The sequence below is a fragment of the Litchfieldella qijiaojingensis genome (genome assembly GCF_014651875.1).
Lineage (GTDB): Bacteria > Pseudomonadota > Gammaproteobacteria > Pseudomonadales > Halomonadaceae > Litchfieldella > Litchfieldella qijiaojingensis.
Window position 1 is genome coordinate 1 of the sequence record NZ_BMXS01000020.1, and the last position, 22526, is coordinate 22526.

Consider the following 22526-nt stretch of genomic DNA (forward strand, 5'->3'; position numbering starts at 1 on the left):
CCACCGGCTCCGAGGTCGGCCTGGCGATGGACGCCGCCGAGGCGCTCACCGCCAAGGGCAACGCGGTGCGCGTGGTGTCGATGCCCTCCACCGACACCTTCGATGCCCAGCCCGCCAGCTACCGCGAATCGGTACTGCCGGCCGGCGTGACCAAGCGCCTGGCCATCGAGGCTAGCCACTTCGCCTACTGGTACAAGTACGTGGGCCTTAACGGGCGCATCGTCGGAATGGACAGCTTCGGTGAATCGGCCCCGGGTGGCGACCTGTTCAAGCACTTCGGCTTCACCGTCGACAACGTCGTCGAACAGGCTGAAGAGCTGCTGGCCAAGTAAGCGCCGCATGTAGAAGCGACAAGGGCACGGCGCGAGCCGTGCCCTTTTTCGTCTCGGGTTGCGTCAGCCTTGCCTCAGGCGATCGTCACGTCCGGCGACAGATACACATCCTGAATGGCGTTCAGCAATTCCACCCCTTCCTTCATCGGTTTCTGGAATGCCTTGCGTCCGGAAATCAGTCCCATGCCACCGGCTCGCTTGTTGATGACCGCGGTACGCACGGCTTCGCCGAGATCGGTGTGCCCCTTGGAACCGCCACCAGAGTTGATCAGCCCGGCCCGCCCCATGTAACAGTTGGCAACCTGGTAGCGGGCCAGGTCGATGGGGTGATCCGAGGTCAGTTCGTCGTAGACCTTGTCGTGGGTATGCCCAAAACCGACCGCCCGGTAGCCACCGTTGATCTCGGGCAGTTTCTGCTTGACGATGTCGGCCTTGATCGTCGCGGCCAGGTGGTTGGCCTGGCCGGTCAGGTCGGCGGCCACATGATAGTCCTTGCCATCCTTCTTGAATTCCGGGTTGCGTAGATACGCCCACAGCACCGTGGCCATGCCCAACTGGTGAGCCCGCTCGAAAGCCTCGCTGATCTCCATGATCTGCCGTCGGCTCTCGAGCGAGCCGAAATAGATGGTCGCGCCGACCGCCACGCACCCCATATCGTGGGCCTGTTCCACCTCGGCGAACAGCGTCTGGTCGTACATGGTTGGCAGGCTCAAGGTCTCGTTATGGTTAAGCTTGAGTATCATCGGAATCTTGTGGGCATAGCGCCGCGCCACCGACGACAGTACCCCCAGCGTCGATGCCACACCGTTGCAGCCCCCCTCGAGCGCCAGCTCGACGATGTTTGCGGGATCGAAATACAACGGGTTAGGTGCAAAGGATGCACCCGCCGAGTGTTCGATGCCCTGGTCCACCGGCAATAGGCTCAGATAGCCCGTACCCGCCAGGCGTCCATGCTGGAACAGTGCCTGCATGTTGCGCATCACCGCGGGGCTACGGTCGCTATCGGCCACCACCCGATCGATGAAATCCGGACCAGGCAGGTGCAAGCTATCGCGGCGAATTCCTTCACAAGTATGGCCAAGCAGGTGATCGGCCTCTTCACCCAGCAGTTTGGCAATATCCGTCATCGTCGTGTCCCCTTCCTGTGGATCGGTTTCTGTTCTTCCAAGCGTAGAGGAAGAATTTCGCAGTGATGAGTCCTGATCGCAAGTCAGCCGCTCATCTGATCGATCTGACAAGAAAGGCGCTCTCCAGTCTTCGGAGAGCGCCTCTTCGTTCGTCTCACACCCAGAAGGTGCGTATCAGGCCGCCTTGACATCGATGCGGCGACTGCGATGAGTGTCTTTCTTGGGCAGTACCAGATGCAGGACGCCGTTATCGACCTTGGCCTCGATAGCATCGGTATCGATCTCGTGGCTCAAGGTAAAACGCCGAGCATAGCGTTGGGCACGAATTTCCGCGTAAGTCGCGGAAATGCCCTCCGGCATCTCGATCTGGATCTCGCCCTCCAGACTGAGCACGTTGTTGTCCACCTCGATACTCAATCCCTCGCGCTTCACGCCGGGCATGTCGGCGATGATGTGCAGGGCATTGTCCTCTTCATAGATGTCCACCGGCGGCAACAAGGCACGCAACTGTTCTTTCCGCTCGCGTGTGGCGACATCCTGGGAAGTTTCACGCTTGGTGACATCGTTCATGATGGCTCACCTCCTTATCGCTTACGCTGCCTTGATCTCGATACGACGTGGTTTCAGCTCTTCGCGCTTGGGCAAGAGCACTTCGAAGACACCGTTGTGGAAACGGGCCTCCGCACGATCGGCATCCAATCCATCAGGCAGTGCGATGGAGCGCGCGAACTCGCCGCTAAACCGCTCACGGCGGAAGTAGGGGCGCCGCTCTTCACTTTCCGACTTGGGTGTCGGCACCTCGCGCTTGCCTCGCAAGGTCAGTACATTGTTCTGCACGCTGACGTCCAGGTCGGAAGCGGTCAGACCGGGGGCGAAGACATAGACGCGGATAGCATCGTCGGTACTCCCGACATTGATCATCGGAAAGCTGCCGCGCGGCACCGAGCGAATATCCGCCGCACCGGTTTCCGGGAAGAACTCATCCATCATCTGCCGGAACCAGTCCAGGCCCTGGAACTGGTCAGTATCGAAACGCCAGAGATCTCCGAACATATCGAACACCTCCCATGCTATGCAGGTTTTCTGTTTTGCGGGTCAACCCTAACCGCGGTACCTTGAGCTTCGCGCTCACCCAGGTTCCGTATCTGTAAAATAGGTACAGCGCAACGATTTTCAAGGCCCTGCCAAGGACGACCATGTCGATATTACGCGGCTTTCTGTGGCTGCTCGGGTTTCTGATACTCGGCGATATCCTGGTGACACTGCTGGGACTGCCCATTTCCCGCGGCGTCGCCGGAATGCTGCTGATTGCGATCTGGCTGATGTTGCACGGACGGCTGGATGACGATATCGCCACCGCCAGCCAGGCGCTGATTCGATTGCTGGCGATGCTGATCATGCCTGGTGTGGTCGGCGTCTTCTTCATCGCCGATGAGTTTGCCGGCCAGTGGCTAGCGGTAGCGGTCGCCCTAATCGTCGGCACCATGCTCAGCGTATTGACCACGCTATGGCTCATGCTGCGCTTCATGCCCAAGTCTGCCCGATCCAGTGAGGAGTCGACGACCAAGGCAGGTCATCCCCATGAGTGAATTACGTGACCACTTGTTGAACACCCCCGTCCTGGCCATCGCCCTGACGCTTGCCGCCTATCTCGCCGGCCTCAAGGCCTTCGAAAAACTCGGCCGGCCAAGCTGGTGCCCACCGGTGCTGCTCGCTTCCCTGCTGACGGCGGCGACATTATGGCTACTGTCCATCGATTACACCGATTACCGACGTGGCGCCGCCTGGTTGATACTGCTGCTCGGCCCGGCCACGGTGGCTCTCGGCGTGCCGCTGTACCAGCAGGTGCATCATATCCGTGCCCTGTGGCGACCGATCCTGATCAGCCTGCCACCCGCCGCCATGCTTGCCGCCTTCTATTCCGTCGCCCTGGCCTGGGCTCTTGGCGCCTCTCCTCGAGTGCTGGCCTCCTTGGCCCCCAAGTCGGTCACCGCCCCCATCGCCATCGGCATCACCGAGCAAATCGGCGGCTCCATCCCGCTGATGATGGGCGGCTTGCTGATCACTGGGGTGATGGCCACCACCTGCGTTGGATTTTTAGCCAAACGCCTGCGGATTACCGATCAACGGGTACTGGGCTTCGTACTTGGCGTCAACGGCCACGCCATCGGCACCGTGCGCGCCTTCGAACTCGGCCCCACCGCCGGCGCTTTCGCCTCGCTGGGCATGAGCCTGACCGGTATATTCACCGCACTGTTCCTGCCGCTGGCGTGGCGGGTGTTGGGGGTGTGATTTCCAAAAATTGGAGACATTGACTACAAGCTTGCGACCACCACCTTGGTCAAGAACACCGCTTATACGCTAGAATCGCCTTTTTCCCTGGTTGCCGAGCTCCTGTTCATGGCCTATCGCATCGCCATCAATGGTTACGGCCGTATCGGCCAATGCGTACTGCGTGCGCTGATGGAGCGCGCCCCGCATGCGGCTGCCCCAGAGCTGCAGGTCGTGGCGATCAATGAACTGTCCGATCTCGACACCATTGCCTACCTGACCCGCTACGACACCACCCATGGCCGTTTCCCGGGCCGTGTCGAAGTCGAGGGCAGCCGCCTGATCATCGACGGTCAGGCCATCGAGGTGATTTCCGAAGCCGAGCCCACGGAACTGCCGTGGAAGGCACTGGATGTCGACCTGGTGCTGGAATGCTCGGGAAGCTTCAAGGATCGTGCGACCGCGGAGCGACATCTCGATTCCGGCGCCCGCCGTCTGCTGTTCTCCCAGCCCGCCGAAAGCGATGTCGATGCCACCATCGTCTGTGGTATCAACGAAACCAGTCTCGCCCCACACCATCGCATCGTTTCGGCGGCGTCGTGCACCACCAATTGCTTGATTCCGGTGCTTACCGTGCTCGACAACGCCCTGGGCGTGGAACACGGCGTCACCACCACTATTCACTCGGCGATGAACGACCAGCCGGTGATCGACGCCTATCACCGCAGCGACCTGCGCCTGACCCGCTCGGCCATGCACTCCATCGTGCCGGTGGATACTGGCCTGGCACGTGGCATCAACCGATTGATGCCGCATCTGGCGGATCGCATCCAGTGCCTGCACGTACGCGTGCCGACGATCAATGTCTCGGCCATGGACCTGTCGATCTGCGTGCGTCGCGACACGACTGCCGAAGAGGTGAACGCGCTGCTCGCCCAAGCCTCCCGAGAACGTCTTGCCGGGTTGCTGGGTTTCACCGAGGAGCCCATGGCTTCGATCGACTTCAACCACGATCCCCGCTCCGGTATCGTGGACGCCACTCAGACTCGGGTGGCCGGTGACCGACTGATCAAGCTGCTGTGCTGGTTCGACAACGAGTGGGGATTTGCCAACCGCATGCTCGATGTCGCCAGGCACTTGGCACGCCTGGATCTTCCCTCTGCTTCCTAATTCTGGCTTGCAACTTCGAGGACCACGACCGATGAACGTACGCAAGATGACCGACCTCGACCTCGCGGGACAGCGCGTGCTGATCCGCGAAGACCTGAACGTACCGATCAAGAATGGCCGTGTGACCAGCGATGCCCGCCTGCGCGCCAGCCTGCCGACCATCCAGGCCGCCGTGGACGCGGGTGCCGGGGTGATGCTGATGAGCCACCTGGGCCGTCCCACCGAAGGTGAACCCGCGGAGGAGTTTTCGCTGGCACCTGTGGCCGAGCACTTGGGTGAATTGCTGGGTCGCCCGGTTCGCCTGGTCAAGGACTATCTCGGTGTCAACGTCGATCTTGCCAGTGGCGAGATAGTGCTGCTCGAGAACGTGCGCTTCAACGCGGGCGAGAAGAAAGATGCCGAAGAATTGGCCAAGCAGTACGCCGCGCTGTGCGACATCTACGTCATGGACGCCTTCGGCACCGCTCACCGCGCCCAGGCTTCGACTCACGGGGTGGCGCGTTTCGCCCCCACCGCGTGTGCCGGTCCCCTGCTGGCCCGCGAACTCGAGGCCCTGGAGAAAGCACTGGCCACCCCCGCGCGCCCCATGGTTGCCATCGTCGGCGGCTCCAAGGTTTCCACCAAGCTCGAAGTACTCAACGCCCTCGCCGAAAAGTGCGATCAGTTGATCGTCGGCGGCGGCATTGCCAATACCTTCATCGCCGCAGCCGGTTACAACGTCGGCAAGTCGCTCTATGAAGCTGACCTGGTTGACCAGGCGCTGGCGCTGATGGAGAAAGTCGACATTCCGCTGCCCAGCGATGTGGTCGTGGCTACCGAGTTTTCGGAATCCGCCGAAGCCGTGGTCAAGGGCGTAGAGCATGTCACCGACGACGAGATGATCCTCGACATCGGACCGATGACTGCAGAACGCTTCGCGGCTCTACTCAAGGATGCTGGCACCATCCTGTGGAACGGCCCGGTCGGGGTATTCGAGATCGACCAGTTCGGCCAGGGCACCGAAGCGCTGTCCCAGGCCATCGCCGCAAGTCCGGCGTTCTCGATCGCCGGCGGCGGTGACACGCTGGCGGCCATCGACAAGTACGGCATCGCCGAGCAGGTCTCCTACATCTCCACCGGGGGCGGTGCTTTCCTGGAGTATGTGGAAGGCAAGACCCTGCCCGCCGTGGCGGCCCTGGAAGCTGCGGCCCTAGCCGCCAAGTAACCCACTATTCCCAAAGTTCATGGCGTGCGCTCCGCCGGCCACGCCATATTCACGCAAAGGTAAGTTCATGGCTCTGATCAGCATGCGCCAATTGCTGGACCACGCCGCCGAGCACGGCTACGGCGTTCCAGCCTTCAACGTCAACAACCTCGAGCAGATGCGCGCCATCATGGAGGCCGCCGACAAGACCGACTCGCCGGTCATCGTCCAGGCCTCCGCCGGAGCTCGCAAATACGCCGGCGCGCCTTTCCTGCGCCACCTGATCCTGGCTGCGGTCGAGGAATTTCCGCATATCCCGGTGGTCATGCATCAGGACCACGGTACTAGCCCCGCGGTCTGCCAGCGCTCCATCCAGCTTGGCTTCTCCTCGGTGATGATGGATGGCTCGCTGGGCGAGGACGGCAAGACCCCGACCAACTACGAATACAACGTCGACGTCACCCGTCGCACGGTGGAGATGGCGCATGCCTGCGGTGTCTCCGTGGAAGGTGAGCTGGGTTGCCTGGGCAGCCTGGAAACCGGCATGGCCGGCGAGGAAGACGGTATCGGCGCCGAGGGCACGTTATCCCACGACCAGCTGCTCACCGACCCGGAAGAGGCCGCCGAGTTCGTAAAGGCCACCCACGTCGACGCCCTGGCCATTGCCATCGGCACCAGCCACGGCGCCTACAAGTTCACCAAGCCGCCCACCGGCGATACCCTGTCGATCTCGCGCATCAAGGAGATCCACGAACGCATTCCCAATACTCACCTGGTGATGCACGGCTCCTCTTCAGTGCCGCAGGAGTGGCTGGAGATCATCAATGAGTTCGGCGGAAACATCCCCGAGACCTACGGTGTACCGGTCGAGGAGATCGTCGAAGGCATCAGGCACGGTGTGCGCAAGGTCAACATCGACACCGACCTGCGCCTGGCCTCCACCGGCGCGGTGCGCCGCTTCCTGGCCCATCACCCGGCCGAGTTCGACCCGCGCAAGTTCCTCAAGGAAACCGTCAGCGCCATGCGCGATGTCTGTATCGCCCGCTACGAAGCCTTCGGCACCGCCGGCCAGGCCAGCAAGATCAAGCCGATCAGCCTGGAAGCCATAGTAGGCCGTTACGACAGCGGCGAGCTGGATCCCAAGGTGAACTAAGCTCACCTCGCTGCCCAGCATAAAGACGGCGCTTGTCGCCGTCCTGGTGCGACTTCCATCAACCGCGCCGGCAGACAACACGCAAGCCGCCCCGGGCCGTAGCCCGGGGCGGTGCCTTGCACAAGCCAGCGCTAACACTTGCGCCAAGAACAGGAAGCGATGCCCCCTTCCCTGGAGGGCATCGCGAGGATGCGCCATCAGAAGCCGCCGTTACCTTCTTCCTCTTCTTCCTCCCATTCTTCCTCTTCGCTTTCTTCCTCTTCCCACTCGTCGGTTCCTTCCGTCTCCTGCTCCTCGTTTTCGTACTCGGTACTGAATCCGGCGCCATTGCCACCGTCATCGGTCACCTGTTCCTGGGCAGGGTTCTTGTCCTCCTCTTCCTCTTCGTGAAAATCGCCGAAGGCCAGCGGGCTGGTAATCAGGCCAAACGAAACGCCAAAAATGCTGAGCTTCTTGAGGAATTCCTTGGACATCATGCTTGCACCTCCATAGGTAGCAGTGCTTGCGTACTTTCCTGAATGTAGAAGCGTGTCACTTCCTGGCAGCGGATCCTTCGCAATGGCCGTGGAGGCGACCTGCCCCCCATCGCGAATGTCCAGCCCCCCAACGATTGCAGCGTGCGGGCCAATCTGCGCCATGGGCACAAAAAACCCGGACAAAACAGCCAACTGAGAATAATTCCCCCACGTTCCCTCAGAGTCGGAAAGGCCGAATTTCCGGGCCTGGGCATGGTGACATGTGACACATGGGTCACGGCGACACGTGATTGCTGCCCGCCGAAGAGGCAAGGACATCTGCGGGGGAAGGCGACTTTTGTCTAATCAGGAGGCGTTGCCCAAGCCGACCAGGCGAACTAGGATGGGAACGTTCCCATTTCATCGCCATGCTGCCATGCCCCGTACTACGCCACACCGCGCCACCATCCTGCAGGTTGCCCGAGAGGCTGGCGTCTCCAAGACCAGCGTATCGCGCTACTTCAGCGACGAGCGCGCCCGGCTGTCGCGCGATATGCAGTCGCGCATCGCCAGCGCCGCGAGGCGCTTGAGCTACCACCCCAACCAGATGGCCCGCGGCCTCAAGGGCGGACGCTCGCAACTGATCGGCATGTTGGTGGCGGATATCCGCAACCCCTTTTCGGTGGCGGTAATGCATGGCGTGGAGCAGGCCTGTCGGGAACGAGGGTTCTCGCTACTGGTATGCAATACCGATAACGACCCGGCACAGGAGCGAGAACACCTGGCACTGCTGGCGTCGTACCGGGTCGAAGGGCTGGTGATCAACGCTGCCGGACAGCCCAGTCGCGAGCTGCGTGCCCTGGCCGCCCAGGGTACGCCGCTGGTGCTACTCGATCGGATGCTGAGCGATTTCGAGGCCGACGTGGTAGGGCTCGACAATACCCAGACCATCGACATGGCCCTCGACCATCTCCGCCAGCAGGGCTACGACAACGTCCTGTACCTAAGCGAGCCCGTGGCCCAGGCTAGTTCGCGACAGGCACGCCTGAAGCATTTCGAGCAGCGGTTGGCGGACGACCCGACGCTACGCGGCGAGGCCCACAGCTTGGCCCTTGCCGAAGACAATCGCTTGCAGGACGTCATCGCCGGCTTTCTTTCGCAAGCCTCGGGTTCCGCCCCCGCGATACTTTGCGGCAATGGCAATGTCACTCTGGCGGTCGCCCATGCCTTGCAGGCCCGAGGGGCCAGGCTAGGCGAGATCGGGCTGCTGGGCATCGACGAGTTGGAATGGTGCAACCTGGTCGGCCCCGGCATCACCACCCTGGCCCAGCCCACCGACGCCATCGGCCGTGCGGCCGTGCACAACCTGCTGCAGCGGCTGGAGGAGCCACAGCGCCAGGCGCCACCGAAGCGCACACACTACCAGGCACGCCTGATCCTCCGAGGGTCGACGTGTCGCCCGAACACTCCCGACCAGTACGATTCAGTTTCCCAGGAGCGGCCATGACGAAGCCAATCCCTTCCCCCGAGATTCTCGCCTTCGGCGAGGCCATGACCCTGTTCATCGCTGATGCCCCAGGAGCCATGGCCGAGGTCGAACACTTCCAGCGCCGCATCGCCGGCGCCGATACCAATGTCGCCATTGGCCTCGCCCGCCTGGGCTTTCGCGTCGGCTGGCTGAGCCGTGTCGGCGACGACAGTTTCGGCACCTACATCCGCCGTACGCTGGAAGCTGAAGGACTAGACTGCCGCCACCTGGTGGCCGACCCGGAACATCCCACCGGTCTGGTATTCAAGGAGCGCGCCGAAGGGGGCACTGATCCCCGCGTCGAGTACTTCCGCCGTGGCAGTGCCGCCAGCCATTTGTCGCCCGCCGATGCTGTCCAGGTAGATTTCACGGCCGCCCGCCACTTGCATGCCACCGGCATTCCCCCGGCCATTTCCGCCAGTTGTCGCGAGTTGGCCTGGCATATGCTGGAACAGGCCCGGACCGCCGGCGCCAGTATTTCCTTCGATCCCAACCTGCGGCCTAGCCTGTGGGCCAGCGAAGAGGATATGCGCGAGACCTTGAACGCCATGGCCGCTCATGCCGACTGGGTGCTACCCGGGCTTGGCGAGGGCCGTCGTCTAACCGGCCTGGAGACACCCCACGACATCGCAGGCTTCTATCTGGATCGAGGCGCCAAGGCGGTGATCCTCAAGTTGGGCCCGGAAGGCAGCTACTACCGTGGTACGCTCGGCGGTCAGGAACAGAGTTTCACCGTACCGGGGTTCGAGGTCGCCGAGGTGGTGGACACCGTGGGTGCCGGCGACGGTTTCGCCGTGGGTGTGGTCAGCGCGCTGCTCGACGGACTCTCGCCGCGGGCAGCGGTACGTCGTGGCAACCTGATCGGTGCCCAGGCGGTCCAGGTCGTCGGGGACATGGAAGGCCTGCCCAGCCGCGCTCGGTTGACCGAACTGGAAGCCGTTCTGCCTAGCCTTGACGATTGAAAGCCCAACCATAGGAGAGTGTCATGACCAAGCGTATCGTGGCGTTTAGCCGCCTCAAGGCACAGCATCTCGAACAGCTACGGCAGGAATGTCACGTCGACTACTTCGAACACCTCGACAATACTGACGACCCGGACTTCCGAGCCGCGCTAGCGAATGCCCATGGCATGGTCGGCTCGGGTCTCAGGATCATGCCCGAATTGCTCGACGAAGCCCCACATCTGGAAGCCATCGCCACGATTTCGGTGGGCTACGACAATTACCCGGTCGACGAATTGACCCGTCGCGGCATCCTGTTGTGCAACACCCCCGACGTGCTTACCGAGACCACCGCCGATACCGGCTTCCTGCTGATCATGGCTGCGGCACGCCGGGCGGTGGAACTCGCCGAATTCGTCAAGCGTGGCGACTGGCAGCAAAGCATCGGCGAAGCGCAGTTCGGCAGTGACGTTCATGGCAAGACCCTGGGCATGATCGGCTTCGGCCGCATTGGCGCCGCCATCGCCCGGCGTGGCGCCTTGGGTTTCGGCATGAAGGTCCTGTACTCCAATGCCTCGCCCAAGCCGGCGCTCGAGAAAGAACTGGGCGCCAGACGCTGCGAAATGGACGAATTGCTGGCCCAGGCCGACTTCGTCTGTGTCACCGTGCCCCTTTCCGCCGAGACGGAGCACCTGATCGGCACGCGCGAGTTCAAGCTGATGAAGCCTTCGGCGATCTTCGTCAATATCGCACGCGGCAAGGTGGTCGACGAATCCGCGCTGATCGCGGCGTTAGAGTTGGGCGAGATTCACGCCGCCGGCCTCGATGTCTTCGAGCAGGAACCCCTCTCGCCGGAATCTCCCTTACCGTACATGGCCAACGTGGTGGCCCTGCCGCATATCGGCTCGGCAACCCATGAAACACGTAATGCCATGGCCCAGCGCGCGGTGGACAACATTACCCTGGCGCTCAAGGGCAAGCAGCCCATCAGTCTGGTCAATCAAGGCGCCTGGCAGCGCCGTCATCAATAAAATTCGAGGTCCCCATGTCATCACCGTTCTGCCTGCTTTTCGACTCCGACGGCACCCTGGTCGACAGCGAGATCCTGCTGGCCCAGGTCATGGCGGAGGTGCTGCCGCGTTTCGGGCTGCCCTTTACCGCCGAGCAGTACATGGAAGAGTTTCGTGGCGTCCGCTTTCTTACCATCGTGCTGACACTGGAAGCGCGCCACGGTGCGCTTGACGACGAGCGGCGCCGGAACCTGGAAGAACGGATGCGCAGCCGCATGGAGGAACGCATGCGCGAGGAGTTGCAGGCCATCGCCGGCATGCCCGAAGCACTAGACGCCTTGGGTGTTCACCCGAAAGCGGTGGTCTCGAACGGCCCCGAGCGCAAGATCCGCTGCGCCATGGACAGCACCGGCCTCGCCCCCCATTTCGGCGACAACCTGTTCAGTGCCTATACGCTGGGGGTGTGGAAACCCGACCCGACGCTCTACCTCATCGCCGCCGAGGCCATGGGCCATGCCCCCGGGCGCTGCGTAGTGATCGACGATGCCGCAGTGGGTGTTGCCGCCGGGCTGGAAGCCGGCATGCAGGTTATCCACCTCAATCACTTCCCCGACACCGAAACGACACCCGAAGGCGCCATCGCCATCCATCATGCCAGAGACCTGCCGGCAGCGATCGCCCGGCTGGCACAGCAGAGTCCCATAACCGCCTAGGTGATCCAAAGGCCGGCTAGCTAGGCTCACTTTTCGTCTTGCAGGGCCTTCCAATTACCGGGATAGAGAGCATAACCGAACAGGGCATGGCCGCCGTAGACCAGTTCCGTGCCCTCGGGAATCCACAGCATCTGGCCCGGTGTCACGCGATGGGCCTCGCCGGCGGCGGTGACCTCGAGCTGCTTTCCGAGTTGAACATGGGGATGGCGTTCTTGCTGTTCCTGTTCGTTCTGCTCGCCGGCGCCACGGCCGACATCTTTACCACCTTCTTCACGGGACTGACCAGTTACATCGTCAATCTTCCGGCACTTTCCAACTGGATAGGCCGTGAGGATACAGGTTACTTTCACGGCTGGACGACCTGGTTGGCATCGTGCTGGTGCTGGTGTTCTTCGTGACCTCCTCGGACTCCGGGTCACTGGTCGTCGATACCATCTGTGCCGGCGGCAAGGTCGATGCCCCCATGGTGCAACGGGTGTTCTGGTGCAGTTTCGAGGGTCTGATCGCCATCGCCCTGCCGCTCGGTGGCGGCCTGGCATCGCTACAGGCACTGGCTATCAGCACCGGCTTCCCCTTCGAGATAGTCACCGTGGCCATGTGCTACTGCATATACCAGGGTCTACGTACGGAGCCGGTCTGAGTAGAGTAGCCGCTAATCCACCGGGTCGAAGCTGAACCGACCTCCTATAGTCGAGACAGTTCATTCAGGTGGAGATCAAGGCCTGACTCCCGTAGTGTTCGGGGCTCAGGCCTTTTTCGCATGCAGCTACACCAACTGATCTGCCGGGGATGATCATGCGCGACAGGACTGACTCAGCCGAATAGCCAGGGATCGATCAGTCCGCTTGGGTAGGTCAGGGTCAGGAACTCGGCCATGCCGACCAGAAAGGCCGTGACCCCCAGGGCCATACCTGCAGCAACCCAGGGCTTGAGACGTGCAATGACCAGCAGGAAGACGAGGCAAAACAGCGTCGCCGCGGTGATGAAGCCGAGCAACAACATGGCGGCCACCAGCGCGAAGAAGCCCACCAGCCAGAGGCCCTGCAGACCGATGGCCTGATGCTGCCACTGGGGGCGACGTGTCAGGCAGCGCGCGACCTCCAGTAGGCAGGAAACGGCGAGGATCGCGATAGCCAGCCGGGGCATGATGCCTCCGATCAAGGACAGGTCGGCGACATCCATCCAGGCAAAGGCGGCGGTGCCGAGCAGCGCGACGAAGAGCACCACGTCGATGGCGCCCAGGGTGGGGGGCTCGGCACGAGCCGTCGACGCAGCTCCTACCGAAGAGGCCTGGCGACGCTTGATGCACAGTGAACGCAGCATGGGAATGAAGAGGGCCGCGAGGATAAGGGCACCGATGATCAACACGCCGGGACGCAGGAAGGCGTCCGTGCCCTGGAACTGTACCGCCTGGTAGAAGTAGGACTCGGCACCCGGGGCCAGTACGAAGCCGATCAGGAATGCTGGGCGTGACCAGTTCGCCTGCTTGAACAGTACCCCCAGGATGCCGACCGCCCCCAAGGCGAGCAGGTCCCCCGTGGCGCGCGTGGCCTGGAAGGCGGCAAACATGATCAGCACGGTGATCAGCGGGGCCAGGATGACAAAGGGCACTCGGGTCAGGCTGGCTACCGGGCGGGCGAGCACCAGGCACAGCGCGGCCCCCAGGATGTTGGCCAGGGCCAGCGACCAGATGATGGTGTAGGTCAGGTCAAGGTGGGTCTCGATCATGCCGACGCCGGGCTGGAGACCGAGCAGTAGCAAGCCTCCCAGGAACACCGCGGCCGTGCCCGAGCCGGGGACGCCGAACAGCAGGGTCGGGACCATGGCACCGCAGGCGCAGGCATTGTTGGCGGACTCCGGGGCGATCACCCCGCGGATATCTCCCTTGCCAAACTCGGATTTGTCCCTGGCACTTTGCACCGCATGGCCGTAGGTGATCCAGTCGACCACGGAGCCGGCCAGACCGGGGATGGTGCCAACCAGGCTACCGATACCGGCACAGCGGGCAACGAGCCCACGCTGTTGGCCGACATCCCGGATACCTTGCCGCCAACCCTCACCAAGCTTGCAGGGTTCACTGGCAATCGCGCCGCGCTTGACCAGCAGGTCGATGATTTCCGGTAGTGCAAAGATTCCCAGGCCGACCACTACCAGAGGCAGGCCGTCATAGAGATAGTTCAACCCGAAGTTCATGCGGAATTCGCCGGTGGCCGGCGCCATGCCGATGGCCCCCACCAGCAGGCCAAGGCCACAGGCGGCCAGCCCCTTGAACAGGTCGCGGCCCGAGAGCACTGCCACCATCGACAGGCCGAGCAGTGTCAGCATGAACAGCTCGGAGGAGGAAAAGGATAGTACCAGGGGGCGGGCGATCAGGATGAAGCCGGTCAGGACAATGGCACCAATCAGGCCCCCGATCATCGACGACAGGAAGGCACTGGACAATGCCCGTGCCGCCTGGCCGCGCTTGGCCAGGGAAAAACCATCGATCACCGTCGCCTGGGAGGCACTGGAGCCGGGAATGCCCAATAGCACCGAGGCGAAGGTGTCGCCGGTGGGAATCACGGCGACAAGACCCATCAACATGCCCAGGGCGACAGTGGGCTCCATGCCATACAGGAAAGGCAGCAACAATGACATCCCGGCAATGCCACCCAGGCCGGGTATGATACCGACGACCAGACCAACCAGTACCCCCAACATCATGTAGAGCAGGTGGGACACGGTGAAGAGCTGTCCCAGGCTGGAGAAAAGGATATCGAACATGGAGTGAGGCTCTCGTGTTGTGTAGGAGAGTGGAGCCTGGGGACCACCAGCCTTTGCGGGTACCGGCGGAACCCCTACGTGGTGTCAAATCTCGGCGCCGTGCTCCGATTTCAGCCAATCGGCGAGCCATTCACGCGTAGCATCATCGATGGACATGGCGTCATCGAGGTGCCGCTGGACGGTGTCTCCTATGACCGGCGTATAGGGGCCTAACTGTGCAGCGGCTTCCTGCTTGAACTGCTCGGTATCGATGAAGTCGCGGGCCGCTTGACGGTAAGTGTCGATCAGGGCTTGAGGGGTATCCTTGGGCACCATGATCAGCTTCTGAAGGGCATAGCCGGAGGCGAAGAATTTACGAAATGCCTCATAGGCATTGCCCGATGGTGCCTCGCCGTTGAGTTCCTGATAGACCTCGTTGAAGGTCGGCAAATCGGGGAAGGCCGGGTCGCGGACAATCTTCCCTTCATCGTTCAGGACCCCGAGCGAGAACAGTGGCACGGCCTTGCCGGCTTCTACCAACGGCGTCACGTTACTCAGGTAGGCGGAAGTGGTCTGGAAGTCGATGTCGGCTTCGCCGCGCTCGAACGCCAAGCGGCCCTCTCCCCGGCTACGCATGCCAAAGACGGCCTGTACGTCGGCGCCCAGCATGTCCAGGGCGATCAACACCGGCAGTTCGACACCGGTCGGGTTCTGTGCTGCCAGTTTGACCGGTTGTGCCAGCATGGCCTCGAGGGCCGTCTCGGCATTTTCTCCCAGATTGGGTTGGGCATAGACGACACCCCCCGTGGGTGTGGCCAGGATCGGAGTCCACTCACTGTAGTCATAACGTACGCGGGGGTCATCGAGCATAGCGGGATACTGGGTCGAGGCCGACGTACCCAGCCAGTCGCTACCGTCCGATTTGGCGCGTACGGCGAACAGGTTGGCACCGTTGATGGAGCCACCTCCGGGAACGTTGTCGATCATGATGGTCGGCTCTCCTGGCAGCTGCTTGCTGAGCCAGGGCGAGAAGAAGCGTGCCCACACATCGGTGCCTCCACCGACACCAAAGGGGATGGTCCACTTGATGTTACCGGGCACCTCGGCGTCCTGGGCCTGGGCGGAGACCGTCAGGCTCAGCCCGAAGATCGCAAGCCCAACCAAAGCGGCCCTCTTGAGCCGTCCGAGCGCGAGAGTAGAAGTCGCAGTCTTTTTGATCATCATGGCATTTCTCCTGGCGTGTTGTCGTTGTCATGGTTGGTGGTGAGGGCCCAGTAGATACGAGGACTCAGCTGGCCTTTGAAGTCAGCATATCCGGACTGGGTGTGGAAGGAAGCGAGTAGAAAATGGTCCCACTCATGATCTTCCTGGCGGTGCGGATGAGGGAAACACGGGCAATATCGCAGGGATCCCCGTTGCGGTGTTCGACGTCCAGATCGATGACACCAGAAGGGTGTTCCAGACTCACCTGCGACAGCTGACCACCAGCCTTAAGTTTCCCCGCCCCGATGGCTATCCGATTTGCCACGGTGCCAGGGACACTGACCGCCGTAGCGACCGCAATGGCCCCCGTGACGGCGATGGCCTTGTGACAGCGATGAGGCACGAAGTAGCGGGTGCACAACGTTTGGGCCTCGTCTCGCGGCGAGGAAACCAGTACAGGCTTGGGCAATACACTCTCGCTGACATCGCCCAGCCCCATACGTAACCCGGCCTGGCGTCGAATCAACTCAAGACGCTCCAGCATGGCGGGATGATCGTCCAGTTCCGCGGGTGACTCCCGGCCGCTGAGGCCGAGATCAGCGGCGTTGATCATCATGATGGGGGTTGCGGCATCGAGGCATGTGACCTCGATGCCATCGATCGTGTCGCTGGCCTCCCCGGTCGGTAGCAGTGCGCCGGTCTTGGTCCCGACGATATCCAGAAAACTGAGCTGAATACCGAGGGCGCTTCCCGGCACACCACTGATGCGGGTGTCGCCCTCATAGCTGATTTGGCATCCGGGGGTTGGCACATGGCATTCGATCAGGCGCTGCGTGTTCAGGTTGCGAACTCGCACGATGGTCTTGCCATCCTGAGGTTCCACCAGTCCCGTCTCGATCGCATAAGGGCCAACCGCAGACAGCATGTTGCCGCAATTCGGATTGAAGTCGACGCGCCGGTTGAGAACGTCGACTTGGGCAAACAGGTAGTCGACATCGGCCTCCGGGTGGGACGAGCGCTCCACGATGGCGACCTTGCTTGTGAGAGGGTCGCCCCCGCCGATGCCATCGATTTGCAAGGCATGACCCGAGCCCATGAGGCTGAGCAGTATCTCGGCTTGTTCTTCCTGCTGGGAAGGGAGATCGCTCATACGCAGGAACGGCCCTCGGGAGGTACCACCACGCATGATCATGCAAGGAATGCTGTTCATCATCGTTTTGCCATTCCACGTTGGGAGATCGTGGTGACAGCATGTCAGTGCTTTTTTGATGTCTCAAATGCAAATATATATTTCAATTAATGTGTAAAGTGGATTAATGTGCTAGTGTTATTGATATTCCTTGTTTGATGCAAGAATGCTGGCATGTTGCATAGACTCGAGTTCCTTGATCTTCAGGCATTTATCCAGGTTGCAGAGTTGGGCACGTTCCATGAAGCGGCGCAGCGCCTGCATTTATCCCAACCTGCTTTGACGCGCCGAATCCAGAAACTGGAAGAGTTACTGGAAGTGGAACTGCTGGAACGCACCACTCGTCGAACCCGCCTGACACCGATCGGAGCGGACTTCCTGCCTCGCGCACGACGCATGATCGAGGAGTACGAATCGTCGATCTTGGGCATCCGTGAGCTGGCCACACACCAGAAGGGCACGGTCACCATCGCCTGTATACCCACCGCGGCCTTCTATTTCCTGCCGAGTGTGATCCGTGGCTTCAGCGAGGCATGGCCGGGGATCCGCATCAGGATCCTCGATGTGAGTGCCAAGGAAGGTCTGGAAAGGGTGATCAGCGGCGAGGCCGATTTTGGTATCAACATGTTCAGCACACAGAGTCCGGAAGTCTCATTCACGCCTCTGTTGAGAGACCCCTTTGTCCTGGCGCTACGTTCCGACCATCCTCTCGCGGATAAAGAACGCATCGAATGGTCAGATCTTGAACAGGTTAGGTTGATCACCGTGAGTCGAGACAGTGGCAATCGCACCCTACTGGACAATACGCTTTCTGCCGAAGGCATCCGCCTGAACAGCTTCTACGAAGTCCAGCACCTTTCCACCTCACTTGGCTTGGTCGAATCCGGGTTAGGCGTGGCGATCTTGCCCAGGATGACGATGCCCGGCCCGGACCATGACACGCTCTGCTCACGTGAGCTTCCCGAACCCCGCATTCAGCGCACCATCGGTCTGGTCAGGAGCAGTTCGCACAGTATCTCCAGCACCGCCCAGTTGTTTATCGATATGCTTCTCGAGCATTGGGGGAGTTCACATGTAGCGCATGCGACAACGATGCCGGCTCGGGAGGCGCCTCGAAGGCGGCGGTGACGGGGCACATGTCCCGCTGGCGACGCCCGCGGGTCACGCCGCCACACTTCGAGATCTTGAGGTCAATGCCCTCGGCGGCATCCTCACTAATCAGTTGCATGATCGAGGCATCGTCGGTGGCCAACTCATCGAAGATGATCGGGACCGAGGTACGGCGTCGCAGGGACAGGGTCTCGCGCCAGGTGGCGCAGGGTGCCTCCAGCACGAAGTCCAGCCCGGAGGGCAGCAGGTTCAGCATGCACAGCAGGTGCTCGACACTTAGGCCACCATTGCTGTCGACGATGAAGAATTCTCCCGCCCGGACGCCGCGCGCGTGCGAGGCGATGTAGTTGGGGCCGAAGGGGGTGGACTCTCCCCAGCCTTCCAACCCGGTATCGGTGCGGAGGCACACCAGGGTGGCATCGAAACCGGTGTAGCTGCGACCGCCCGAGAGGCGATAGGTACCGCCGGCATAGGGCAGGTCGACCTGATAGACCTCGATCTCACGAATCTTCACGGGCACTCTCCTGCGGGGGTACCAGCACCAACTTGCCGGCGTAGCGCTTGTCGATGAAGTCCTGCTGTCCGTCCCGACCGGTTCTGCCATCGGTAGACCGCCCGTCCATCAAGTGAACGAGGGTGCCTGTTGCCTGCAGAGACTTTCGGTTAGCCTAATGAAGATGCTTACGTTATTGTCGAGGGCTGTATGTTTATTGTTTTGCGGAGTCTAAATACGCCGCTACCCGGGCTCAATCAACTTTTTTGTCAAAGTACGGATAACCTCCATGTTATGCCCAAACACACCGATTCCGGCCAGACGCTGCTGACTACTCCACACTCACATTGGATGTGATGCTGGTACAGCAGCTCAGCACAAGGTAGGCCGGTTCGTGAGAATAAGGCAGTGCCTAGCGACTGCCCCATCATCCGCCGCTCACAAGGAGCGGCGGATCTTTTCAAGCACCACGGTGTCGATGGCAATTTGGTCCTTTTCCGAAATATCGCTTCGCACGGGACGACGCCCGGGCACATAGGCACCACGTTCGGCGATCCGGTCAAGCTGTTGGGTCAGGCGGGTAGAAAAATCGTCGTCGATAACGGTGGGCAGGATGGCAATGATCGTCAGCCCGGCGTCGATCACCCGATCCCCGTTCTGGAAATCCGGCATGTCGAGCGACCATGAGGCACCGGAAAATCCGGCCGCGAGGCACTCAATCATCAGCGCCACGTTTGCGCCTTTCGTACCACCGAATGCCAAAAGTGCACCGCGCAGGCCTGCCGCTGCATCGGTGGTCATGTTGCCCGTTTCGTCGATTGCCCAGCCTTCGGGAATCTTGCGTCCTTCTTCCGCAGCTTTTACCAGGTTGACAAAGGCCGTTGCACTGGACGCCTGGTCAATCACAAGGGGAGCGTTAACGTTGGCCAGAGGCGCGGCAAACGCCATCGGATTGGTGCCAAAAACGATCTTGCCACCGGGCGAGCCCGCGACCACGGCTGGGCTGTTGGACACGGCAAAAGCGATCAGTCCTTCCAGGGCAAGACGGCGAACATAGTAGCCCAGTTCACCAGTGGTATAGCTGTTGCCTTGGGTAAAGATCGTAACGCCCAGTTCCTGAGTTCTTTCGACAAGCGTTGGCATTGCCCGGTCGAAGCCGAGCTGCGCAATTCCTCCATCCGCGTCCGAGTGGATGATGGCGGGCAAGGGCGAAGTGATTTTCGGCTCGGCTTCTCCATTGATGCGTCCCGCGCGGAAGCTGGAGAGATAATCCAGGAGATGCGGGAATCCGACACCGGGACGTCCGAAAAGCGCAGCCGAAATCGTTGCCCTTGCCAAGGAGCGTGCGGTGGCATGGTTGGCGCCTGCGGCGAGACAGGCCTGTTCGGCCAATATCTCTGCATCGTGGGCGGAAAGTGTCTGCTGATCCAAGAAAAGATACCTCCCGATGTTCACTTTAAAATCGGCTCAAGCCCAGATGTCCTGCACGCAAAATCCTTCAATGAAGGGATCATCATTATCTAATACATAAGTATTGATCCCATAGATCCAACTTGTTCCAGTGATAGTAGGTATTACCGCTGTCTTTTCACCAACTTTCGTTTCCTCGACAAGTCTCCCCGTAAACACGTTGCCAAGGATTCCCTGATGGCGAAAATCCTTATTCAATGGCAGCTCCCCCTTGGCATGAAGAACCGCCATTTTTGCGCATGTCCCGGTGCCGCATGGACACCGGTCGAGGGCTCCTGTCCAGGTACTGGGCTTGTCCCAATCAAAGTCACCCGACGCCACTGTCACCGCATTCTTCCAGTCGGCATCCGGGCTACTTGCTGGCCCAGAAAGTTGTGATATCGTGATCCCAATCCCCGGGTAATCAGGGTGCTCAACTGGCAACTGCTCGATAGCTGCCTGCCTGATCATGGCCGAAATCCGTGCTATCTCCGCCCCATGCTCGGGTATTAGTTCCACTCCAGGAAACTGCCGGACATCCGCAATAACATAAAACATCCCTCCCCACCCTACATCCACAGTCACCTCGCCAAGATGAGGAACCTCTATTTTTGCGTCGAGGTAGGCCGCAAATGCCGGAACATTCTTGAAAGTGACGTTTTTCACCTTCCCATCTTTGCACTCAGCCCTGATACGAATCAGCCCAGCTGGCGCCTCAAGAACAAGCTCCGTAACGGGTTCTTGCATCGGTAGCATTCCCATTTCAAGCAGCACCGTCGCCACGGAAATGGTGTTGCCACCAGACATGACCGGATACTCGATCTGTTCCATGATCACATAGCCGGCATCGGCATCAGGGTGGCATGGGGGAACGATGACATTGCAGCAGAGGGGTGGATAACCACGAGGCTCACGCAGCATTAGCTTACGCAGCTGGTCGTCATTTTCTCTCAACCAAACCATCTTCTCATGCACCGTCTTGCCGGGGATGTTTGGAACACCGCCAGTGACAACGCGCATCGGTTCACCTGCGTGCGTATCTATGGCATGTATGGTTCTCTTGAATGCCATTTCTACCCCCTTTGAATATTGTTGGTGGTGGCCTATGGAGGGTCCGATTAATTCACGTATCCGAGCAGCCTTGGCAGGAAGAGCGACAGATCCGGCCAGTAGGTCGTGATCAGCATCACAGGCAGAGCGCCAAGCAGCATGAAGCTGAAGGCGGGCCGAATGACTTGCGACATCCCGACCTTGCCGATCCGACAGCTCATGAACAGGATGGGCGCCATGGGCGGGCTATTGCATCCGATGACGACGCTGGTGCCCACGATGGCGGCAAAATGCACCGGATGGATGCCGATGCTCTCCATGACCGGCAACAGCAGCGGGCTGAGGATGGCCACGACACTCACGTCATCCATGATCATCCCCATCAAGATCAAGAAGATATTGACCATGAGGAGAATCAGCAGCTTGTTATGGAACACCTCGAGCAACACCTCGGTCAGCTCCTGCGGCACTCGCTCGAAGGTGAAGATACGACTGGCCACGAAGGAAAAGAGCAGAATGATCATGATGACGCCGGTGGTCGTGGCGGCATGGATGAAACTCTGTGCCAGGGCCTTCAGGTTGAGGTCACGATAAACGAACAGTCCGACGGGAATGGCATAGACGACGGCGATGGCGGCCGCCTCGGTGGGGGTGAAGATGCCACCGTAGATGCCGCCCAGGATGATGACCGGGAGCATCAATGCAGGGAAGGCCTTCCAGCCAGTACTGCCGATATTCCGGAACCGGTTACTCAGTGTGAGCGTCTCTGGGCTGTAGGCGGGATTCCTGCGCATCTTGATAGCATTGATCACACACAGGAATATCATCAGCAAAATACCCGGCCCGATGGTAGCCAAGAACACGGCCGCGACGGATTGCCGGGTCACCACCGCGTACAGGATCATGGTGATACTGGGCGGAATCAGCAGACCGAGCAGCGAAGATATCCCGACCAGAGCGGTGGAATACGGACGGCTGTAGCCGTGTTTTTCCATCGGGTCGATCATGATGGTGCCAATCGAGGCCACTGCGGCCGAGGCCGTCCCCGATATGGCTCCGAAGACACCACAGGCCATCACCATTGAGGTCCCCATCCCACTGCGGGACGAGCCGACGATTGCCTCGACAAAGCGTATGAGCCTGGCCGCAATCCCCCCTGACTGCATCAAATACCCTGTCATGATAAATAACGGGAGAGCCAGCAGGATAATGGAATTGATGGACCAAAAGCCCGTTGTCATTAGTGACGATATATCGACATCATAAGCGAACGAGAGTACGAGAGTCATGGCGGCGAACGAGAATACGACTGGCACGCCTATGATCATTAACAGTATGACTGCACCTATCGCTAACAAGGCACCCATATGTTTCTCCGATTATTGTCAGGAAGTCTCTTGAGGAAAG

The 22526-nt window shown here is 60.7% G+C and carries 25 protein-coding genes; 13 read left to right on the forward strand and 12 right to left on the reverse strand.

What is annotated here, in order from left to right:
• Nucleotides 1-332: transketolase-like TK C-terminal-containing protein (locus IE093_RS16545; RefSeq protein ID WP_308427208.1), on the forward strand; the 332-nt coding region annotated here is incomplete at its 5' end.
• A 74-nt stretch (nt 333-406) separates the two neighbouring features.
• Here IE093_RS16545 and IE093_RS16550 read toward each other — a convergent pair.
• The 3 genes from IE093_RS16550 to IE093_RS16560 all read right to left on the reverse strand — a co-directional run bounded on the left by IE093_RS16550 (nt 407) and on the right by IE093_RS16560 (nt 2512).
• Nucleotides 407-1459 (reverse strand): class I fructose-bisphosphate aldolase, encoded by a 1053-nt coding sequence (locus tag IE093_RS16550; RefSeq protein WP_189471125.1) that lies wholly within the window; start codon nt 1457-1459, stop codon nt 407-409.
• A 174-nt stretch (nt 1460-1633) separates the two neighbouring features.
• The gene (locus IE093_RS16555; RefSeq protein WP_189471126.1) at nt 1634-2029 is read right to left on the reverse strand and encodes an Hsp20/alpha crystallin family protein; all 396 of its coding nucleotides are present in this window, start codon (nt 2027-2029) and stop codon (nt 1634-1636) included.
• Between the two features lie 21 nt (nt 2030-2050).
• Nucleotides 2051-2512 carry an Hsp20/alpha crystallin family protein gene (locus IE093_RS16560; RefSeq protein ID WP_189471128.1) on the reverse strand — a complete coding sequence of 154 codons (462 nt, stop codon included), beginning with the start codon at nt 2510-2512 and terminating at the stop codon, nt 2051-2053.
• A 143-nt stretch (nt 2513-2655) separates the two neighbouring features.
• Between IE093_RS16560 and IE093_RS16565 the strand changes: the two genes are divergently transcribed.
• The 5 genes from IE093_RS16565 to fba all read left to right on the forward strand — a co-directional run bounded on the left by IE093_RS16565 (nt 2656) and on the right by fba (nt 7236).
• Nucleotides 2656-3048, forward strand: coding sequence for a CidA/LrgA family protein (locus IE093_RS16565; protein WP_189471130.1), 393 nt, complete (start codon nt 2656-2658; stop codon nt 3046-3048).
• Nucleotides 3041-3751 (forward strand): LrgB family protein, encoded by a 711-nt coding sequence (locus IE093_RS16570; protein ID WP_189471132.1) that lies wholly within the window; start codon nt 3041-3043, stop codon nt 3749-3751. Before IE093_RS16565 ends, IE093_RS16570 begins: the two co-directional genes overlap by 8 nt.
• 108 nt (nt 3752-3859) lie before the next feature.
• On the forward strand, nt 3860-4900 hold the full coding sequence (locus IE093_RS16575; RefSeq protein WP_189471134.1) for a type I glyceraldehyde-3-phosphate dehydrogenase: 1041 nt from the start codon (nt 3860-3862) through the stop codon (nt 4898-4900).
• 31 nt (nt 4901-4931) lie between these two features.
• Nucleotides 4932-6104 carry a phosphoglycerate kinase gene (locus IE093_RS16580; RefSeq protein ID WP_189471135.1) on the forward strand — a complete coding sequence of 391 codons (1173 nt, stop codon included), beginning with the start codon at nt 4932-4934 and terminating at the stop codon, nt 6102-6104.
• 67 nt (nt 6105-6171) lie between these two features.
• Complete coding sequence (gene fba, locus IE093_RS16585) at nt 6172-7236, forward strand: class II fructose-bisphosphate aldolase (protein ID WP_189471137.1); 1065 nt, start codon at nt 6172-6174, stop codon at nt 7234-7236.
• Between the two features lie 197 nt (nt 7237-7433).
• On the opposite strand, the gene IE093_RS22515 is transcribed toward fba, so the two are convergent.
• Nucleotides 7434-7874 (reverse strand): hypothetical protein, encoded by a 441-nt coding sequence (locus tag IE093_RS22515; RefSeq protein ID WP_229803667.1) that lies wholly within the window; start codon nt 7872-7874, stop codon nt 7434-7436.
• 220 nt (nt 7875-8094) lie between these two features.
• Between IE093_RS22515 and IE093_RS16595 the strand changes: the two genes are divergently transcribed.
• The 4 genes from IE093_RS16595 to IE093_RS16610 are packed head-to-tail and all read left to right on the forward strand — an operon-like array spanning nt 8095 to nt 11883.
• Nucleotides 8095-9198 (forward strand): LacI family DNA-binding transcriptional regulator, encoded by a 1104-nt coding sequence (locus IE093_RS16595; protein WP_229803668.1) that lies wholly within the window; start codon nt 8095-8097, stop codon nt 9196-9198.
• Nucleotides 9195-10181: a sugar kinase gene (locus IE093_RS16600; protein WP_189471139.1), complete on the forward strand. Its 987-nt coding sequence runs from the start codon at nt 9195-9197 to the stop codon at nt 10179-10181. The genes IE093_RS16595 and IE093_RS16600 overlap by 4 nt, the downstream gene beginning before the upstream one ends.
• Nucleotides 10182-10204: 23 nt before the next feature.
• Nucleotides 10205-11191, forward strand: coding sequence for a 2-hydroxyacid dehydrogenase (locus IE093_RS16605; RefSeq protein ID WP_189471141.1), 987 nt, complete (start codon nt 10205-10207; stop codon nt 11189-11191).
• Nucleotides 11192-11205: 14 nt separating this feature from the next.
• On the forward strand, nt 11206-11883 hold the full coding sequence (locus IE093_RS16610) for an HAD-IA family hydrolase (protein WP_189471143.1): 678 nt from the start codon (nt 11206-11208) through the stop codon (nt 11881-11883).
• Between the two features lie 26 nt (nt 11884-11909).
• Here IE093_RS16610 and IE093_RS22785 read toward each other — a convergent pair whose 3' ends face one another.
• Nucleotides 11910-12182 carry a hypothetical protein gene (locus IE093_RS22785; protein WP_308427210.1) on the reverse strand — a complete coding sequence of 91 codons (273 nt, stop codon included), beginning with the start codon at nt 12180-12182 and terminating at the stop codon, nt 11910-11912.
• On the opposite strand from IE093_RS22785, the gene IE093_RS22790 reads away from it, so the two are divergent.
• Nucleotides 12096-12281 carry a BCCT family transporter gene (locus IE093_RS22790; protein WP_308427211.1) on the forward strand — a complete coding sequence of 62 codons (186 nt, stop codon included), beginning with the start codon at nt 12096-12098 and terminating at the stop codon, nt 12279-12281. The genes IE093_RS22785 and IE093_RS22790 overlap by 87 nt on opposite strands.
• Nucleotides 12257-12523: a BCCT family transporter gene (locus IE093_RS22795; protein WP_308427209.1), complete on the forward strand. Its 267-nt coding sequence runs from the start codon at nt 12257-12259 to the stop codon at nt 12521-12523. The genes IE093_RS22790 and IE093_RS22795 overlap by 25 nt, the downstream gene beginning before the upstream one ends.
• Before the next feature lie 173 nt (nt 12524-12696).
• Here the strand turns inward: IE093_RS22795 and IE093_RS16620 are convergent, their stop codons facing one another.
• The 3 genes from IE093_RS16620 to IE093_RS16630 all read right to left on the reverse strand — a co-directional run bounded on the left by IE093_RS16620 (nt 12697) and on the right by IE093_RS16630 (nt 17041).
• Nucleotides 12697-14646 (reverse strand): tripartite tricarboxylate transporter permease, encoded by a 1950-nt coding sequence (locus IE093_RS16620; RefSeq protein ID WP_189471145.1) that lies wholly within the window; start codon nt 14644-14646, stop codon nt 12697-12699.
• A gap of 84 nt (nt 14647-14730) precedes the next feature.
• Nucleotides 14731-15849 (reverse strand): Bug family tripartite tricarboxylate transporter substrate binding protein, encoded by a 1119-nt coding sequence (locus tag IE093_RS16625; RefSeq protein ID WP_189471148.1) that lies wholly within the window; start codon nt 15847-15849, stop codon nt 14731-14733.
• A gap of 64 nt (nt 15850-15913) precedes the next feature.
• The gene (locus IE093_RS16630; RefSeq protein WP_229803671.1) at nt 15914-17041 is read right to left on the reverse strand and encodes a 4-oxalomesaconate tautomerase; all 1128 of its coding nucleotides are present in this window, start codon (nt 17039-17041) and stop codon (nt 15914-15916) included.
• Nucleotides 17042-17191: 150 nt separating this feature from the next.
• Here IE093_RS16630 and IE093_RS16635 point away from each other — a divergent pair, with 150 nt between their 5' ends.
• Nucleotides 17192-18145: a LysR family transcriptional regulator gene (locus tag IE093_RS16635; RefSeq protein ID WP_189471149.1), complete on the forward strand. Its 954-nt coding sequence runs from the start codon at nt 17192-17194 to the stop codon at nt 18143-18145.
• Here IE093_RS16635 and IE093_RS16640 read toward each other — a convergent pair.
• From IE093_RS16640 to IE093_RS16655, 4 genes are all read right to left on the reverse strand, one after another.
• Entirely contained in the window at nt 18054-18641 is a 588-nt protein-coding gene (locus IE093_RS16640) for an enolase C-terminal domain-like protein (RefSeq protein WP_189471151.1), read from the reverse strand. The two genes, IE093_RS16635 and IE093_RS16640, sit on opposite strands and share 92 nt — an antisense overlap.
• A 417-nt stretch (nt 18642-19058) precedes the next feature.
• A complete protein-coding gene (locus tag IE093_RS16645) occupies nt 19059-20051 on the reverse strand; it encodes an Ldh family oxidoreductase (RefSeq protein WP_189471153.1) in 993 nt (330 codons plus the stop codon).
• Between the two features lie 36 nt (nt 20052-20087).
• Entirely contained in the window at nt 20088-21140 is a 1053-nt protein-coding gene (locus tag IE093_RS16650) for a proline racemase family protein (RefSeq protein ID WP_189471155.1), read from the reverse strand.
• Nucleotides 21141-21187: 47 nt separating this feature from the next.
• The gene (locus IE093_RS16655; RefSeq protein WP_189471157.1) at nt 21188-22486 is read right to left on the reverse strand and encodes a TRAP transporter large permease; all 1299 of its coding nucleotides are present in this window, start codon (nt 22484-22486) and stop codon (nt 21188-21190) included.
• Between the last annotated feature and the right edge of the window lie 40 nt (nt 22487-22526).

What these genes read in the sequence shown, in the direction of transcription:
- IE093_RS16550 (WP_189471125.1), bottom strand. Translation starts at nt 1,459, where the DNA reads ATGACGGATATTGCCAAACTGCTGGGTGAAGAGGCCGATCACCTGCTT.
- IE093_RS16555 (WP_189471126.1), bottom strand. Translation starts at nt 2,029, where the DNA reads ATGAACGATGTCACCAAGCGTGAAACTTCCCAGGATGTCGCCACACGC.
- IE093_RS16560 (WP_189471128.1), bottom strand. Translation starts at nt 2,512, where the DNA reads ATGTTCGGAGATCTCTGGCGTTTCGATACTGACCAGTTCCAGGGCCTG.
- IE093_RS16565 (WP_189471130.1), top strand. Translation starts at nt 2,656, where the DNA reads ATGTCGATATTACGCGGCTTTCTGTGGCTGCTCGGGTTTCTGATACTC.
- IE093_RS16570 (WP_189471132.1), top strand. Translation starts at nt 3,041, where the DNA reads ATGAGTGAATTACGTGACCACTTGTTGAACACCCCCGTCCTGGCCATC.
- IE093_RS16575 (WP_189471134.1), top strand. Translation starts at nt 3,860, where the DNA reads ATGGCCTATCGCATCGCCATCAATGGTTACGGCCGTATCGGCCAATGC.
- IE093_RS16580 (WP_189471135.1), top strand. Translation starts at nt 4,932, where the DNA reads ATGAACGTACGCAAGATGACCGACCTCGACCTCGCGGGACAGCGCGTG.
- fba (WP_189471137.1), top strand. Translation starts at nt 6,172, where the DNA reads ATGGCTCTGATCAGCATGCGCCAATTGCTGGACCACGCCGCCGAGCAC.
- IE093_RS22515 (WP_229803667.1), bottom strand. Translation starts at nt 7,874, where the DNA reads ATGGCGCAGATTGGCCCGCACGCTGCAATCGTTGGGGGGCTGGACATT.
- IE093_RS16595 (WP_229803668.1), top strand. Translation starts at nt 8,095, where the DNA reads ATGGGAACGTTCCCATTTCATCGCCATGCTGCCATGCCCCGTACTACG.
- IE093_RS16600 (WP_189471139.1), top strand. Translation starts at nt 9,195, where the DNA reads ATGACGAAGCCAATCCCTTCCCCCGAGATTCTCGCCTTCGGCGAGGCC.
- IE093_RS16605 (WP_189471141.1), top strand. Translation starts at nt 10,205, where the DNA reads ATGACCAAGCGTATCGTGGCGTTTAGCCGCCTCAAGGCACAGCATCTC.
- IE093_RS16610 (WP_189471143.1), top strand. Translation starts at nt 11,206, where the DNA reads ATGTCATCACCGTTCTGCCTGCTTTTCGACTCCGACGGCACCCTGGTC.
- IE093_RS16620 (WP_189471145.1), bottom strand. Translation starts at nt 14,646, where the DNA reads ATGTTCGATATCCTTTTCTCCAGCCTGGGACAGCTCTTCACCGTGTCC.
- IE093_RS16625 (WP_189471148.1), bottom strand. Translation starts at nt 15,849, where the DNA reads ATGATGATCAAAAAGACTGCGACTTCTACTCTCGCGCTCGGACGGCTC.
- IE093_RS16630 (WP_229803671.1), bottom strand. Translation starts at nt 17,041, where the DNA reads ATGATGAACAGCATTCCTTGCATGATCATGCGTGGTGGTACCTCCCGA.
- IE093_RS16635 (WP_189471149.1), top strand. Translation starts at nt 17,192, where the DNA reads ATGTTGCATAGACTCGAGTTCCTTGATCTTCAGGCATTTATCCAGGTT.
- IE093_RS16650 (WP_189471155.1), bottom strand. Translation starts at nt 21,140, where the DNA reads ATGGCATTCAAGAGAACCATACATGCCATAGATACGCACGCAGGTGAA.
- IE093_RS16655 (WP_189471157.1), bottom strand. Translation starts at nt 22,486, where the DNA reads ATGGGTGCCTTGTTAGCGATAGGTGCAGTCATACTGTTAATGATCATA.